Here is a 15,788-nt window from a genome sequence, read left to right as displayed (position 1 = left end):
CCAGAGAAGCGAACAAGAATATAAGTATTCACAAGCATAAATACTATAGGAATAAAAAATAAGGAGATTAAACGAAGATGAAGAGAGCACTTATTACAGGCATTACAGGACAGGATGGTTCTTACCTTGCAGAGTTTCTGCTTGAGAAGAGTTACGAGGTACATGGTATTGTACGTCGTTCTTCCGTATCGACGACAGAGCGTATCGATCACCTGATTGCGACAAATTCAATCACTTTGCATGATGGAGATCTATCAGACTCTTCAAGCATTATTCGTATTGTAAATGAGGTTCGTCCAGATGAAATCTATAATCTGGCCGCACAGAGCCATGTGGGTGTCAGTTTTGATGCTGCAGAGTATACAGGAGATGTAGATGCACTTGGCGTTCTTCGTATCCTTGAAGCAGTACACATGCTGGGGCTCGATAAAACTTGTCGTATCTACCAGGCATCAACTTCTGAGTTATACGGAAAGGTGGAGGAGTGTCCACAGAACGAAAAGACCCCGTTCCATCCTTACAGCCCATACGCAGTGGCAAAGCAGTATGGTTTCTGGATGATGAAGGAATACCGCGAAGCATATGGTATGTTCGCGTGCAATGGTATCCTGTTCAACCATGAATCTGAGAGACGTGGTGAGAATTTTGTAACGAGAAAAATCACGCTAGCAGCTGGACGTATCGCATGTGGTTTACAGGATCATCTGGAACTTGGTAATCTGGATTCACTGCGAGACTGGGGTTATGCAAAGGATTATGTAGAATGTATGTGGCTGATTCTGCAACAGGATATACCGGATGATTTCGTTATTGCAACCGGTGTACAGCATACAGTTCGTGAGTTCACGACACTTGCATTCGCACATGATGGCATCGAGCTTGAGTGGAAGGGCGAAGGCATGGATGAGAAGGGCTATGACAAGAAGACAGGTAAGATGCTTGTATGTGTTAATCCGCAGTGGTTCCGTCCGACAGATGTAGTAAATCTGTGGGGAGATCCGACAAAGGCAAAGACTGTGCTTGGCTGGAATCCACAGAAGACAAGTTACGAAGAGTTGTGTGCGATTATGGCGGAACATGACCTTGTACTTGCGAAGAAGGAAGCAGGTCTGCAGTAAGGAATATAGCGTATAGATGGGAGCTACGAATCTAGCTCCCTTCTTTCCGTATATTAGAATGGAAGAGGTTATGAAGAAAGTAATTATATTTGGCATCGGTGGATTTGTTGGGAATTATCTTGCACGGGAGTTCCTTGCACATGATTATCGGGTGTATGGAGGCGATATCGTGGAGTGTGTAAATCTGGATACTAGGGTAGACTATTGCCGAGCGGATCTGTTGGATGCTGGGAATGTGAAGCAGGTAATCGAGGATATCGGTCCGGATGTTATTGTGAATCTAGCGGCAATCAGCAGTGTCGGGATGTCATGGGGAATGCCGCAGAAGACGATTGAAGTAAACGTTGTAGGAGCACTCAATATCATGGAGGCAGCAAGAACGCTTCCACAGAGTCCACGTATCTTATTTGTGGGCAGCAGTGAGGAATACGAGACAACAGAGGCAGATATCGATGAGAGTATACCGCTCAATGCGAACAATCCATACGGAATCTCGAAGATGACACAGGAGAATTTTGCGAAGCTATACCGAGAACGATATGGAATGCAGATCTATTGTGTACGTCCGTTCAATCACACCGGGATTGGTCAGAAGGATACATTCGTACTGCCGAGTTTTTGCAAACAGGTGGCAGAAATTAAGAAGAGCGGGAAAAAGGGAAGCATCCAGGTAGGAAATCTGACTGCAATCCGTGATTTCAGCCATGTGAAGGACATTGTACGTGCATACCGGATGATCGTAGAAAGTGACCGGTGTGACCGTATCTATAATGTTGGTTCCGGACAGGCATACAGCATCCGTGAGATGCTTGATTATATTATATCGTTATGTTCAGAGAAGGTGACAGTGGAAGTTGATCCAGCGCGTGTGCGTCCGGTGGATACTCCACGAATCTGTTGTGATAACCGTTTGATACAGGCGGAGCTTGGCTGGCAACCGAAATATACGATTTGGGATGCTGTCAAAGAGATGTATCAGTATTATGTAGAGCATTAGGAAGATTATGGGTAGAATTCGATTACTGAATACAGAGATAGATAATATATCGATGGAAGAGGCACTTGATCGGATTGATACTATGGCGCAGGAAAAAAAACCATCCTACGTTGTAACACCGAATTTAGATCATATTGTCACAATCGAGCGAGATGCGTACTTTAGGGAAGCGTATGCACATGCGGATCTGATTCTGGCAGATGGCAAACCGCTTCTGTGGATTGCGAAGGCCAAGAAGACGCCAATCCGGGAGAAAATATCGGGGTCCGATCTATTTCCACGAATTGCGCAGCATGCGGCGAACAAGGGATATACGATGTTCTTTCTTGGAGCAGGAGAAGGTGTCGCTCAAAAGGCGGCAGAAGAGTTAAAAAAGAAATATCCCAGTCTTATGGTGATAGGATGTTATGCTCCACCGATGGGATTTGAACATGATAGAGAGGCAGTCTTACAAATTATTAATCGGGTGAAGACAGCAAAACCTGATATTTTAGTAGTTGGACTTGGAACACCGAAACAGGAGAAATTCCTGTATCGGCATTATAAACAGATGGGAGTACCGGTATCTCTGGGACTTGGAGCCAGTTTTGACTTCATCGCAGGTAACCGTAAGCGTGCCCCACGTTGGATGTCGAATCACGGTTTGGAATGGCTGTATCGGACACTGCAGGAACCGAAACGTCTGGCAGGACGTTATATAAAGGACGCTGTGGGCATCTTGCCAATACTTTTTAAATATAGGAATAAGGGGCATTATGAAGATATTCGTTGATCTAACCTCGTTAGCCGATAACTTTTCCGGCATCGAGCGGTTTGCACTCTCAATTACACAGGAGCTTGTGAAGCATGCGGAGCATACATATATTCTTGCATTCAAGAATGAGATTCATCCGGCATTTCAAAGGAAGCTTCCGAATGTAAGGCGGATGGTGATTCGTGGGAGAAATAAGTTGATATTCGCTCAGCTCACTTTTCCGGGGAAGCTGTGGCGGGTGAGGGCAGACTGTTATTTATTTCCTGCGTTCCCGGCACCATTCCTTTTCTTCTCAAAGAAAGCAGTCAGTGCAATCCATGATGTGGGATGCTGGGACTGTCCGGAGACAAATAAGCGGAGTATGATTGTGTATTTTCGTATTCTGTACCGGAAGGTTGCTATGTGTGGCAAGCGAATCATAACGGTATCGGAATTTTCCAAGGGAAGAATCGTGGAACGTCTGCATGTGAAACCGGAACGAGTGGCAGTGATTTATGATGGGGTATCGGAGTGCTTTACAAAGTTTGCTTATGAGGAAGCTATGGATATTCAAGTGCGTGAGAGACTGGAACTGCCGGAGCATTACATCCTGTGTCTGTCGACGCTTGAACCGCGCAAGAATATGCGGTTTCTAATTGAAGCATATGCGAAAATGAGGTATAATAAAAAAGTTAATCGTGAATTAGTGTTGGTTGGTAGAAAAGGCTGGATGGTAGATACATTATTAGATGACATCCCGGATGATGTCAAGCAGCATATTCATCTGACAGGATTTGTCGGAGATGATGAACTTCCGTATGTATATCACGATGCGGATATATTTGTATTTACATCAATCTATGAAGGCTTTGGGATGCCACCGGTCGAAGCACTGACATGTGGAACTTCGGTGCTCTCATCGGATGCAGCATCTATGCCGGAAGTGCTTGGTGGGGCGGCGGAGTATTTTCAAAGTGGAAATATGCAGGATCTGATGGAAAAACTGCAACAGATGCTCGAGAGCAAACACAAACGGAGCTATGACACGATACGACAGTATGATTGGGGAGAGGAAGCAGGGAAGTTGCTTGAAATACTAAAAGAAGAAGGAGAATAATATGGGTGGATTAGAAGGGGTAAGAAATAAAAAGCTATTGTATCATTTGACGAAACTTGATAATTTGGAGTCAATTATACGATATGGCTTGCAATCAAGGCGATATGTGATTGCAAATCAAATGAAGGTTATAGATGTTGCGGATTCGGAAATTATTACGAAGAGGCAACAGTGGAATTTAGATCGGTATATACCATTTCATTTTCACCCATATACGGCGTTTGATTACGCGGTAAAGGGAACTTATGGAAATAAGGGATTTGTATATATTTGTATAAAGCGGGCGTTTGCGGAGTATAACAATTTTAAGATACTTCCAAAGCATCCTCTGTCATTGCAGGAGTGTGTTCTATATGATTATCAGCAGGGGTTGGAAGTAATTGACTGGGATGCAATGGAAACGCTCGGAACGGAAGATGAGTATTGTAAGAACGTAAAAATGGCAGAATGCCTTGCGGAATTTGGAATTCCGGCAGAATTATTTCAATGTGTGTATGTGCCAACTGAAGCAGTAAAAAAACATGTAGAAATGTTACTTCGAAATTATGGAATAACAGAACAACCTCCGTATGTCGCAATTCAGGAAAAGTGGTTTTGAAAGAGGGATATTTATGATTGAATATACCAAGGGAAATATGTTTGATAGTGGTGCTGATTGCATGGTTAATACTGTGAATTGTGAAGGATTCATGGGGAAGGGCATAGCATATCAGTTCAAACTGAGATTCCCCGAGAATTTTAAATCATATGAAAAAGCATGTAAGAGTAATAAGTTGACAGTTGGAACAGTTCATTATTATGTGGAAGATGGTATTACTATCGTTAATTTCCCGACGAAAGATAAATGGCGCGCAGATTCCAAGATAGAATATATCGAAGATGGCATGGATGCGCTCGTAAAAATACTCCCTCGATTAAATGTGAAGAAAATAGCAATTCCACCGCTTGGTTGTGGAAATGGAGGGCTATTGTGGGACGGCGTAAAAACAATAATTGAACAAAAATTGCAGGGCTTGTCAGGACAATATGAATTTATAATATATGAGCCTTCGCAGAATTATCAGGTAAAACCAAAGCAACCGCCAAAGGTAAATGTATCTGCGCTTGTAATATTGGATATTCGTATGCAACTGAAAAAGTTGAGTAAACTTCGGTTACAGAAAGCGTGTTATTTTACAAATTACTTTTACAATGAGAATTATTTCAAGTTTGATAAGTATAAATATGGACCGTACTCCCATTCTGTAGATATAGTTGCAAAGAATCTTGGAGAATATCAGGACTATTACGACCTGGAAAATGCAGAAGATACATTTAATCATATCTATCAGGTGATTTGCAGTGATAAGACCAATCGTAAATACAATAAGCTTCATCAGGCTGTTAAAAAAGCTGTTGCATTTGTAAATGAGATAGAAGATGATAAAAAACTGGAAGGTATTGCAACGGTTGCGTATTTGGTTGAAGTTGGGGAACCTAAAAACCAGGAAGACTTGATACAAGCGTTTGATGAATGGTCAGAATATAAGGCCAAGAAGTTTTCAGATGCATATATTGCTGAATGTATTCACTATCTGGAAGAAAAAAATATAATTTTAATAGATTTATGTGGAAATTATGAGTTGGCAAAAAATATGTGGTAGGTAAACACCATGAATATCAGTAAATTAAAAAGGCTCTGTCCGCCATGGCTGAAAGAGCAATTAATAGATATGCGATATGCAATATATACGAAGAGGATGTTGATGAAACATCGCCGGGTTCTGCCTTACAAAAAAGGAAAATATCCACAGGGCATCAACTTGATCTGCGATATCAAAGCTGAGACCGGGCTTGGACAGAGTGCGAGAATTCTGGCAGAAATGCTGAAGCAGAGTGGAATTCCTTTTACGATTATTCAGGTAAATCAGACTGGTCAACTGGATCATAATGAGAACAGCTGGGATTCGTATATTACAGAAGAACCACGATATGATACAAACCTCATTCATATCAATATGAACGAATGGCCGCTTAAGTACTGTGAGATTGCAAAAACAGTACTTGATTATCGGAGAAATATTTCGTTCTGGTTATGGGAATTACAGACACTTCCTAAGCAATGGCTTCCGTGTATTGATACAGTGGATGCGATATGGGCACCATCGGAGTTCATATGTAACTGTATGCGGAAATACACGGAAAAACCGGTAGCGAAAATCCCATACTATATTCATATACAGGAACCGGTTGTGTATGATCGAACATACTTTGGACTAGAAGAAGAAGTCTTCTACTATCTGTTCATGTATGATTTTAAGAGTATTAGTGCGAGAAAGAATCCGGAGGGCATGTTGCGTGCGTTCGAAGTTACTTTCCCAGCGCAGGAAGCGAATAAGCGTAAAATTGGTCTGATTATCAAGATCAATCATATTGATGAGACACAGTTACAGGAATTACGGTTACGGCTGCAGAATTACCAATATATACAATATATAACACAAAACCTTGACAGAAGTGAGGTAGAATCGTTAGAATCGTGTGCGGATGTGTATATCTCACTGCATCGGAGTGAGGGCTTTGGGCTTCCTGCGGCGGAAGCAATGTATCTTGGAAAACCGGTGATTGCGACAGATTGGTCGGCAACGACAGAGTTTATGGATGTCGATTCCGCCTGCCTGGTGAAGTATGATCTTGTTAAGCTTACTGAGAAGATTGGCCCATATGATAAAGGCAGCGAATGGGCAGAACCAAATGTAGATCATGCAAGAAGATATATACGTCTTCTACATGATAATATCGATTACAGAAATGTGATTTCACGGAAAGCACAGGCAAAGATCAGGTGTCAACTTGGAATCGCCAATACAACAGACTATCTGCTTAGGGCATATGGTTATAATAAGAATACAAAGGGAATTCGATAGACTCGATTATGAAGAAGATTGCATTTATAAATCAGAGATATGGCTTAGAGGTAAATGGGGGCTCCGAATATTATACCCGATTGATTGCGGAACAGTTATCAGACGAGTATGAGGTCGAGGTGCTGACGACTAAGGCGGTTTCTTATGAGGATTGGAGCAACTACTATGAGAAGGACGAAGAAGATATCCATCATGTCCATGTAAGAAGATTTCCGGTTGCGTGTAGGCGTAGGACATTCTGGATGAAAGTGCTTTCGAAGCTCATCCGAACCCTCCACATGAATTATAAGTGGTTAGGTGATAAGTGGGTGAAGGCACAGGGACCTTACTCCCCGGAATTAATTCGATATATACGGGAACACGAAGATCGGTATGATGTATTTGTCTTTGTAACATACTTATATTATCCGGCAGTTATGGGATTACCGGAGGTGAAGGATAAGGCAGTGCTGATTCCAACGGCACATGATGAACCATATATATACTTTCGAACATACAGAGAATTGTTTGAAAGTCCCAGGGCGTTTGTCTATCTGACAGATGAAGAGAAGAAGTTTGTCAATCGGTTGTTCCATAACGAGGCGATACCATCCGTTGTAACTGGTGTAGGCGTTGATGTGCCGGAAGATGTAGATAACAGAAGGTTCCGGGAACAATATGGAATTTCGGGAAAATATCTGATCTATGTTGGAAGGGTAGATATAAGCAAGGGTTGTGAGCAGATGATTGAATATTTCGAGCGTTACAGTCAGTTGCATCCGGACGTCACACTCGTGATCATGGGGCAGAAATTCATGGAGATTCCAGAATCTCCGGTGATACGGTATCTAGGATTTGTCTCGGAACAGGAAAAGTTCGATGGGATAGCCGGCGCTACAGCGTTATGGCTGCCGTCCCAATTCGAGAGTCTGTCTATCTCTGTATTAGAGGCGATGACGCTTGCTGTACCAGTGCTGGTAAATGGCAAATGCGAAGTGTTGAAGGGACATTGCAAGAAGAGTAATGGCGGTTTTGCATATGAAGATGAAAGGCAATGCACGGAAGCTATAGATGTACTTATAAATGATAGTCAGCTTCGTAATCAGATGGGTAAAGCGGCACAGACGTATGTAGAGACAAATTACTCATGGACTTGCGTCAAGAATGCAATAAAAGAAATATTAGAGGGCATATAAGATGAAGACAATCAAAGAAATATATGAATATCGGACGATGATCAGCAGCTTGATCAAACGTGATTTACGAGGTAGATATAAGGGGTCAGTACTTGGATTTGCATGGACGTTCCTGAATCCGTTATTGCAGCTTGCGGTGTACACAGTTGTATTCTCGACAATCATGCGGGCAGGAATTGAGGATTATTATCTGTTCCTGTTTGTGGCTTTGATTCCCTGGATATTCTTCAGTGCGTCAATACAAGCAGGTGCGATGTGTATTATCAGCCAGAAAGATCTGGTCAGTAAGATTTATTTCCCGCGTGAAATCCTTCCAATTGCACATGTGACGTGTCAGCTGGTGAATATGTTACTGAGCTTTGTCGTTGTATTTGCTGTGCTGATTATATCTGGAAAAGGTGTATCGTTCCGGGCACTTGTATATCTGCCGGTTATTATTCTGGCAGAATATCTGCTTGCCATCAGTATTACGATGATTGTATCGGCGCTTACGGTGTTCCTACGGGATCTGGAACATATTATCGCGATTATTACAATGGCATGGCAGTTCCTGTCTCCGGTTATGTATAGTATCGATATGGTGCCGGAGAATATGCGGAAGATTTTCTATCTGAATCCGATGACACCAATCATTGTAGCATACAGGGATATCTTATATTATAAGAGAGCACCGGAGCTGTTCACATTGTTGCATGGATTTATATTTAGTCTTGTATTGCTCGTGGTAGGATGGTTGCTGTTCGGGCACATGAAGAAACACTTCGCGGAGGAAATGTAGATGAAACCGGAAAATGCAATAGAAGTTAATCATATCACCAAAAGCTTCAAAGTTTATCTGGACAAGGGAAGTACAATCAAGGAGAAGGTGCTGTTCCGGAATCGCAGACGATATGAAGAACGTCAGGTGTTAAAAGATATCAGCTTTGAAGTGAAAAAGGGTGAGGCAATCGGACTGATCGGACATAATGGCTGTGGTAAGAGTACAACACTGAAATTGCTTACACGGATCATGTATCCGGACAGTGGAACGATTGAGATGGCTGGGCGAGTGTCCAGTCTGATAGAGCTTGGCGCCGGATTCCATCCGGACATGAGCGGACGTGAGAATATCTATATCAATGCATCTATCTTCGGACTATCCAAGAAAGAGATAGATCGGAGATTGGATGATATCATAGCATTCTCTGAGCTGGAAGATTACATCGATAATCCGGTAAGAACATATTCTTCCGGCATGTATATGCGATTGGCGTTCTCGGTTGCTATTAATGTGGATGCGGATATTCTGTTAATCGACGAGATTCTGGCGGTTGGAGATGTGGCATTTCAGGCGAAGTGCTTTAACCGGCTACGAGAGATCAAAAAAGCAGGAACCACGATCGTGATTGTGTCCCATTCTCTGTCTCAGATTGAACAGATCTGTGAGAGAAGTATCTGGATTCATGATGGAGAGATACGGGAAGAAGGAGCCCCTAGAATTGTTGATCCAAAGTATATGGCATATATGAGCCGAAAAGAATCGGAACGCAAGAAGAAGCTTGAGGCGAAGAAGGCGGAAGAACAGAAAGCGAAAGATGAGATAAAACAGGAAGACTCAGAAAAGGCAAAACTACAGGATACTTCTGTGCAGGAAGAACAAAAAAATGAGGTAAAAGAGGAAACGGCTCAGCAAGAGATTGTAGCAGAAGAAACAAAACAAGAAGATGAAAAACGCTGGGGAAGCCGCGAGGTCTACATGGACAAGGTTACGGTTCTGGATAGAGACGGAGAAGAATGTACAGATTTTCAGAATGATGAACCGTTCGTAGTACGAATCAATTATAAAGCAGAAAAACGGCTGGATGATGTTGTGTTCGGTATAGCAATCTATCGAAGTGATCAGGTATATATCTATGGTTCTAATACATTAATTGATTATTCATCGTCTAATGTGTTAGAAGGCGAAGGATATATAGATTTGAAGATTGATCGAATGCCAGTAAATGCGGGAACCTATACCATTGATTTGGCGTTCCATAGACCGGATGGGTTCAATTACGACTTTTGGAGAGAAGCATGTACGGTGAACATACAGAATGTAAAGAATGAGGTGGGTATTATCAGTTTGCCACATGAATGGGAAATAATGTAGAAGGTGAGTGTCAGTGGAAAAGTTAAAGAAGATTCCTATAATTGGATATTTGATACGGTTGTTTGTTGGGATAGCAAAATTACCAAAACATTTAAATTATTTGTATAGTGAGCAGGGACGATTGTTGCACGAATTAGATTTGAAACAGAAAGAAATAGATATTGTTAAAACGCAGCAAAAGAAACTGGAGATAACTCGTTATAAAGATCTAGGTGAAATAGGAAACAAGCTTGAAATCATCAGGGGGATTCAGGGAGAAGTAGAACAACAGCAAGATAACATGAAAGATAAAATAGCAAATTTGGAATTATGGAATTTGGATCGAATGGATGATATTCGGGATGTTGCTAATCGCATAGTTGATTTCGAACAACTTCAAATGGACGATGAATATTTGGAAAACTTGAATCGGCTGTTGAGTACACATCCAACGATATGGGGTAATAAAGATAGGCTTCATATATCCAAGCTTGCAGCTGTAGATTCATGTACATTTAATACAAATTCGGGGGAAATATCGATTGGTTCATATACGTTTGCTGGATCTGGAGTAAGTATATTAGCAGGAAGCCACGACAAGAGGTTAAAGGGATTATTGCGACGCGACGTGGAAATGAAAGAAGGTTGTGACATTTCTGTAGGGCATGGTGTTTGGCTGGGGTCAAATTGTACTATATTGGGACCGGCTCAAATAGGTGATAATGCAGTTATTGCATCGGGTGCAGTTGTAATACCAGGAACGGTTATTCCACCAAATTCTGTTTATGGAGGTATTCCAGCAAGGTTGATTCAAAATATATCAATTGCAGATGAAGAAGATGTGAATACGGAGGCAATTCAAGATGCAGTTTTAAGAGAGGGGGGAGTATTATTTGTTCAAGGGTGGACAGAGAAAAAAATCGTTCTGATAAACGGGAAAAAATATATTGGACATTATAAAATTGACAGAGAAGCAGTAATTTATAGCTCCAGCATCCCTCTTAAGTTATTTTATTTCTTTGAACAAGAAGGGAAAAAACAATTGGAGGTTCAAATTGATGATAATGATAAAGTGGAATATGATTTGAGTCAGGAAGGGATTTTGTTAATTAACTCTGAAGTTGTTGCGAATAATGGAATCCATAAAATAAAAATTATTTGTAGCGCATCCGAAAAATGTTTTTACAAGGTATAGAAAATTAAATGGAGGAGATACGATGATAAATCAGCAAATAGATGTTTCAAAAATTATGTATGAAATCAAGGCACGTGTTCAGCCGGAAGAAGAACAAAAAGTGGATTTGTGGAAAAAAGAGGGCGAATTTAAGGATGATATATATAATGCTCGGATGGTATATTACCCGATAATGGATATAGGAGATCGTCTTCCTGCTGGATCAAAACTTCCAAAATTTGCAAAGGGAATAGCGAGATTTGTCGGGAAGATTGTAAGAAAATTAAACAAATTTATAATTTATGATCAGAAGATAGTGAATCGGAATATAGATGTGTGCGTGGATACGATAGTGAAGCGAGAAGATTGTATTATGGAGATAATGAATAACGAATTTCGAAGGTTGGAAACGGACAATAAACGGTTGAAAAACGAGATACTTCAAAATGAGAAAAAAATAGAATTATTGGAACAGAAAATAGAAAAATTGATGAATATAGGATGAGAAAATTATGAATATATTAATAGATGGTCAAACATTCAATACGCCCGAGATTCATAGAGGAATAGGTGTATATGTAAAGAGTGTAATTAATAATTTGTTAAGGATAAACTATGAGAACGAATGGTATATTGCAATTAGTAATTCGAAGAATTTGGATGAATTAATACCATATGCACAATCTAAACTGCATATAATTTGCAATGAAGCGTTTACTCCCTGTACAGATTATGAGAAAAATCAAGATTATACAAATGAATTAGAATCAATTATCCAAAAAAATGATATTGATATTTATTGGAATCCAAATCCGCTAATGGTAAATGTTTTATTTCCGCAGAGAGATTTATCGTGTAAGATGTATTTTACTGTGTATGATATTATTCCGGTTATTTTCCCTGATAAAACGTGGGCAGAATCTATAAAAACAGAATATAATCGAAGATTAGGCTTTTTGCGGGAGAAAAATAAGGGACTGATTTTTATATCTGAATCTTCGAGGAAAGATTTTATCACACATTTGGAAGAAGTGAGCGAAGCGTATGTGACGCCATTGGCGGCTGATATAAGCCTTTTTTATTCAGAAATACAAAAAAACGAAGGAGAACCATATATTCTTTTTACAGGAGGATATGATTACAGAAAAAATATAGATGGAGCAATAGAGGCGTATGCTTATGCCATGAAAAAGTATCGTACAGATGAAGAATTTGCAAGATATAAGCTGGTAATTGTAGGTGCGTATAACGAAGAAACAAAGTTAAAATATGAAAACAAATTAAAACAATTGGATATTATTGACAATGTGGTTTTAACAGGATTTGTGTCGGATGATCGGCTCGCCGAGTTATATAAGAAAGCTAATTTGTTTTTCTTTCCTTCTCAATATGAAGGATTTGGGCTTCCTATTCTTGAAGCTATGTTGAGTGGTACATTTGTATTAAGTGCGGATAATTCTTCTTTGCCTGAAGTTTGTGGAGGGTTTGCGGAATTGTGTAAAGCGGAAGATGTGCAGCAGATGGGGGATGCTTTGCATACAGCATATGTAAAGATGAGAGAGGAATCAAAAGAAGAAGCGGAGAAAAGGCAGAAATATGCTTTGCAATTTTCGTGGGAAAAGACAGCAAAGCAGATATTAGACATATTTGAAAATATAAATAAAATATCATTAGAAAGAAAAAAACTGGCCATTATGACACCATGGCCTAATATGCAAACTGGAATAGCAAATTACATATATAAACTAGTTCCATATTTGCAAAAATATTTTGAAATAGACATATATGTTGACAACAAGGAAAATTTGATGAATTATGAGCAAAATCCGGTATCAATATATCAATTAGAAGAATATAAAAATAATAATTACGAGTACACATTATACGAAATTGGTAACAATGTGCAATTTCATAAGAGAATCTATGATGTATTTGAGGAGTATTCTGGTATAGCTGATATACATGATTTTATGCTAACACCTTTTTTCTTTCATGCTTACTTTAAAAATCAAAAGGAGTTGTATAAGGGGTTGCTTTATAGAGCATACGGTGATGGTGCTGAAGATATATATGCAGAAACGGTGAGGATAAAGAATCATCCGAATGAACAAAAATATCCAATGAGTGAAGCTGTTGTTCGTAAAGCAAGTAAAGCAATTTTTCATAATCATTGGTCAAAGCAACAGATTGATCAAAAAAATGTGGCTGTCATACCACATGCATGCTTTGATAAGGAGGTAATAAATCAAGCGAGTTTAGATAGAATGCAAGAAGATTTAAAGAAAAAAATGAAGTATGATGGAGAGGTTATAATAGGATGTTTAGGTTGGATTAATGATAATAAACGACCTCAGGTTATCCTTGAGGCTATAAATGACATATTGAAAGATGGGAAAAAAGTAAAACTTTGTTTTTGGGGAAAATGTGAATCTAATAAATTAAAGGAAATCATTAAGAAATATAACATAGGGGATCATGTATATTGTGCAGGATATATGGATAAAGAAACTTATGAGATAGCATTGCAAATGACAGATATAGTAGTTAATTTGAGGTATCCGTCGATGGGAGAATCGTCAGGAACACTTTGTGAAGCACTAAAATATGGAAAAGCGACGATAGTTAGCGACTTAAATCAATGTAGGGAATATCCGGATGATGTATGTTGGAAGCTTCCGGTGGGAGGAAGTGAAACGAAGCTTTTGACAGCGTACATTAAATATTTGATTGAAAATCCGTGCATTAAGAATGCTTTGGAAGAAAATGCTCAAAATTATGCAGATGAGGTTTTGGCTCCGGATAGAATTGCGAGGATGTATTATAAGTGGATTGTTAAAGAGTAGAAAAAAGGAGGTAATGATGAAACCTATTGCATTTGTTATTCCTTGGTATGGGGACACTATACGTGGTGGTGCAGAGTCAGAATGTAATCAACTTGCACATTGCTTAAAAGATGCCGGTATGCAAATTGAGGTTCTTGCAACTTGTGTAAAAGAGGCGTCAGATGATAGAGGTATAAACACACTTACAGAAGGTATTAGTGATGAATCGGGAATTGTGGTTAGAAGATTTCCTGTCAAAGAGAGGAATGTAGCGAGGTATAATCCTGCAAATTTAAAATTGTTTCGAAATGAAGTGGTTACGTTGGAGGATGAACGTGCTTACTTGGAAGAAGACATAAACAGCCCTAAAATGTATGAATATATAAATGAGAATAAAGATAACTATGAATGGTTTATCTTTATTCCTTATCTGTATCCACCAACATATTATGGATCAATGGAATGCCCGGATAACGCAATTATTATTCCTTGTCTTCATAATGAGGGATATGCATATATGAGTTTGATGAAGGCGCGAATGAGTAAATTTAAGAAAATGGCATTCTTGTCGAAACCAGAAAGTGATTTGGCGCATGAAATATATGATTTATCCAATGTTCAAACGGAAGTATTAGGTGCTTATGTAGAGTCTGGATGGGAATCGAGTGTACAGCCAGAAAGTTTTCGCGAAAAATATAATATTTATACGGATTTCATCCTATGTGCTGGTCGTAAAGAACCTGGGAAGAAAACAGATGTATTATTGGATTATTTCTGTAAATATATTGAAAAAAAACCGGATAGAAATTTAAAATTAGTTTTTGTAGGAGGCGGGAAAATTGATATTCCAAATGAACACAAGAATGATGTTCTGGATTTGGGATTTGTAAGTGTTGAGGATAAGCATAACGCATTTGCGGCGGCCTTCGTATTATGCAACCCATCCTTTTTTGAAAGCTTTTCAATAGTTATTATGGAAAGCTGGCTCGCAAAACGACCGGTATTAGTATCTGAACAATGTGAGGTTACTGCAAATTTTTGTAGGGAGTCTAATGGTGGCTTGTATTTTAATTCGTATAACTTATTTGAGGCATGTTTAGATTATATGCTAGATAATAGAGAAATAAGTGATATTATGGGAAAAAATGGATATATTTTTGTTAGAAATAATTTTATAAAGGAAGTTATACAAAAGAAATATCAGATTTTTTTATCTAAAAGTTATGAAGTTGGTAGGGAAAATAAAAATTGATCAAAGGAGTTAGGACCTCTGGCGACATAGATAACTCTGATGGATATGTTGGCTATTGTTTGCCAAATGATACAAAGTAGCTACTTGAAAACTATGAACATGTTTCAGAGAATATGATGTCTGCGATTGTCGAGGGAAATCGTACACGTAAGGATTTTATTGCAGAGCGTGTACTTAAATTAGCAGGGCACCAGATGATGGATGACAATGGATTGGAAATCAACTGACGAAAAAGAAGTCGTAGTAGGAGCATAAGTAGCACTCAACTATGGATAAGCAGAACGAAGGAATTTAGGATCTCGTAGTGGCTGGCGATTTTGGTAGACATGAGAGGTTAGTTATTGTAGAGGATTTTTGGAAAACGATAAAGCATTCATAAAGATA

At 39.3% G+C, this 15,788-nt stretch carries 14 protein-coding genes; all 14 read left to right on the top strand.

Annotated elements, in window-relative coordinates; genetic code table 11:
* The first annotated feature begins 77 nt into the window (after positions 1-77).
* The 14 genes from gmd (at position 78) to KP625_RS08330 (ending at position 15,404) form a co-directional block, all read left to right on the top strand.
* Positions 78-1,118 (top strand): GDP-mannose 4,6-dehydratase, encoded by a 1,041-nt coding sequence (gene gmd / locus KP625_RS08395; RefSeq protein WP_238297230.1) that lies wholly within the window; start codon positions 78-80, stop codon positions 1,116-1,118.
* A gap of 70 nt (positions 1,119-1,188) precedes the next feature.
* Complete coding sequence (locus KP625_RS08390; RefSeq protein ID WP_238297228.1) at positions 1,189-2,115, top strand: GDP-mannose 4,6-dehydratase; 927 nt, start codon at positions 1,189-1,191, stop codon at positions 2,113-2,115.
* A 7-nt stretch (positions 2,116-2,122) separates the two neighbouring features.
* Positions 2,123-2,887 carry a WecB/TagA/CpsF family glycosyltransferase gene (locus tag KP625_RS08385; RefSeq protein WP_238297227.1) on the top strand — a complete coding sequence of 255 codons (765 nt, stop codon included), beginning with the start codon at positions 2,123-2,125 and terminating at the stop codon, positions 2,885-2,887.
* Positions 2,871-3,965 carry a glycosyltransferase family 4 protein gene (locus KP625_RS08380; protein ID WP_238297226.1) on the top strand — a complete coding sequence of 365 codons (1,095 nt, stop codon included), beginning with the start codon at positions 2,871-2,873 and terminating at the stop codon, positions 3,963-3,965. Before KP625_RS08385 ends, KP625_RS08380 begins: the two co-directional genes overlap by 17 nt.
* A gap of 1 nt (position 3,966) precedes the next feature.
* On the top strand, positions 3,967-4,563 hold the full coding sequence (locus KP625_RS08375) for a DarT ssDNA thymidine ADP-ribosyltransferase family protein (RefSeq protein ID WP_238297225.1): 597 nt from the start codon (positions 3,967-3,969) through the stop codon (positions 4,561-4,563).
* Between the two features lie 13 nt (positions 4,564-4,576).
* Positions 4,577-5,608, top strand: coding sequence for a type II toxin-antitoxin system antitoxin DNA ADP-ribosyl glycohydrolase DarG (gene darG, locus KP625_RS08370; RefSeq protein WP_238297224.1), 1,032 nt, complete (start codon positions 4,577-4,579; stop codon positions 5,606-5,608).
* Between the two features lie 69 nt (positions 5,609-5,677).
* Positions 5,678-6,871, top strand: coding sequence for a glycosyltransferase family 4 protein (locus KP625_RS08365; protein ID WP_238297223.1), 1,194 nt, complete (start codon positions 5,678-5,680; stop codon positions 6,869-6,871).
* Positions 6,872-6,879: 8 nt separating this feature from the next.
* A complete protein-coding gene (locus KP625_RS08360; protein WP_238297222.1) occupies positions 6,880-8,046 on the top strand; it encodes a glycosyltransferase family 4 protein in 1,167 nt (388 codons plus the stop codon).
* Between the two features lies 1 nt (position 8,047).
* On the top strand, positions 8,048-8,824 hold the full coding sequence (locus KP625_RS08355; protein WP_238297220.1) for an ABC transporter permease: 777 nt from the start codon (positions 8,048-8,050) through the stop codon (positions 8,822-8,824).
* Entirely contained in the window at positions 8,825-10,177 is a 1,353-nt protein-coding gene (locus tag KP625_RS08350; RefSeq protein WP_238297218.1) for an ABC transporter ATP-binding protein, read from the top strand.
* A 13-nt stretch (positions 10,178-10,190) separates the two neighbouring features.
* Positions 10,191-11,351: an acyltransferase gene (locus KP625_RS13610; protein WP_305000008.1), complete on the top strand. Its 1,161-nt coding sequence runs from the start codon at positions 10,191-10,193 to the stop codon at positions 11,349-11,351.
* A gap of 22 nt (positions 11,352-11,373) precedes the next feature.
* Positions 11,374-11,835 carry a hypothetical protein gene (locus KP625_RS08340; protein ID WP_238297216.1) on the top strand — a complete coding sequence of 154 codons (462 nt, stop codon included), beginning with the start codon at positions 11,374-11,376 and terminating at the stop codon, positions 11,833-11,835.
* 7 nt (positions 11,836-11,842) lie between these two features.
* Entirely contained in the window at positions 11,843-14,173 is a 2,331-nt protein-coding gene (locus KP625_RS08335) for a glycosyltransferase (RefSeq protein WP_238297214.1), read from the top strand.
* Positions 14,174-14,189: 16 nt separating this feature from the next.
* A complete protein-coding gene (locus tag KP625_RS08330; RefSeq protein ID WP_238297212.1) occupies positions 14,190-15,404 on the top strand; it encodes a glycosyltransferase family 4 protein in 1,215 nt (404 codons plus the stop codon).
* Positions 15,405-15,788 lie beyond the last annotated feature (384 nt).

It is taken from the genome of Eubacterium sp. MSJ-33 (assembly GCF_022174665.1).
Classification (GTDB): Bacteria; Bacillota; Clostridia; order Lachnospirales; family Lachnospiraceae; genus Coprococcus_C.
Note: the sequence above shows the minus strand (reverse complement) of the source record. Positions and strands in the feature narration are given on the sequence as shown.

Excerpts from the sequence above, each read along its gene's own strand:
- gmd (WP_238297230.1), top strand. The coding sequence starts at position 78 with ATGAAGAGAGCACTTATTACAGGCATTACAGGACAGGATGGTTCTTAC.
- KP625_RS08390 (WP_238297228.1), top strand. The coding sequence starts at position 1,189 with ATGAAGAAAGTAATTATATTTGGCATCGGTGGATTTGTTGGGAATTAT.
- KP625_RS08385 (WP_238297227.1), top strand. The coding sequence starts at position 2,123 with ATGGGTAGAATTCGATTACTGAATACAGAGATAGATAATATATCGATG.
- KP625_RS08380 (WP_238297226.1), top strand. The coding sequence starts at position 2,871 with ATGAAGATATTCGTTGATCTAACCTCGTTAGCCGATAACTTTTCCGGC.
- KP625_RS08375 (WP_238297225.1), top strand. The coding sequence starts at position 3,967 with ATGGGTGGATTAGAAGGGGTAAGAAATAAAAAGCTATTGTATCATTTG.
- darG (WP_238297224.1), top strand. The coding sequence starts at position 4,577 with ATGATTGAATATACCAAGGGAAATATGTTTGATAGTGGTGCTGATTGC.
- KP625_RS08365 (WP_238297223.1), top strand. The coding sequence starts at position 5,678 with ATGCGATATGCAATATATACGAAGAGGATGTTGATGAAACATCGCCGG.
- KP625_RS08360 (WP_238297222.1), top strand. The coding sequence starts at position 6,880 with ATGAAGAAGATTGCATTTATAAATCAGAGATATGGCTTAGAGGTAAAT.
- KP625_RS08355 (WP_238297220.1), top strand. The coding sequence starts at position 8,048 with ATGAAGACAATCAAAGAAATATATGAATATCGGACGATGATCAGCAGC.
- KP625_RS08350 (WP_238297218.1), top strand. The coding sequence starts at position 8,825 with ATGAAACCGGAAAATGCAATAGAAGTTAATCATATCACCAAAAGCTTC.
- KP625_RS08340 (WP_238297216.1), top strand. The coding sequence starts at position 11,374 with ATGATAAATCAGCAAATAGATGTTTCAAAAATTATGTATGAAATCAAG.
- KP625_RS08335 (WP_238297214.1), top strand. The coding sequence starts at position 11,843 with ATGAATATATTAATAGATGGTCAAACATTCAATACGCCCGAGATTCAT.
- KP625_RS08330 (WP_238297212.1), top strand. The coding sequence starts at position 14,190 with ATGAAACCTATTGCATTTGTTATTCCTTGGTATGGGGACACTATACGT.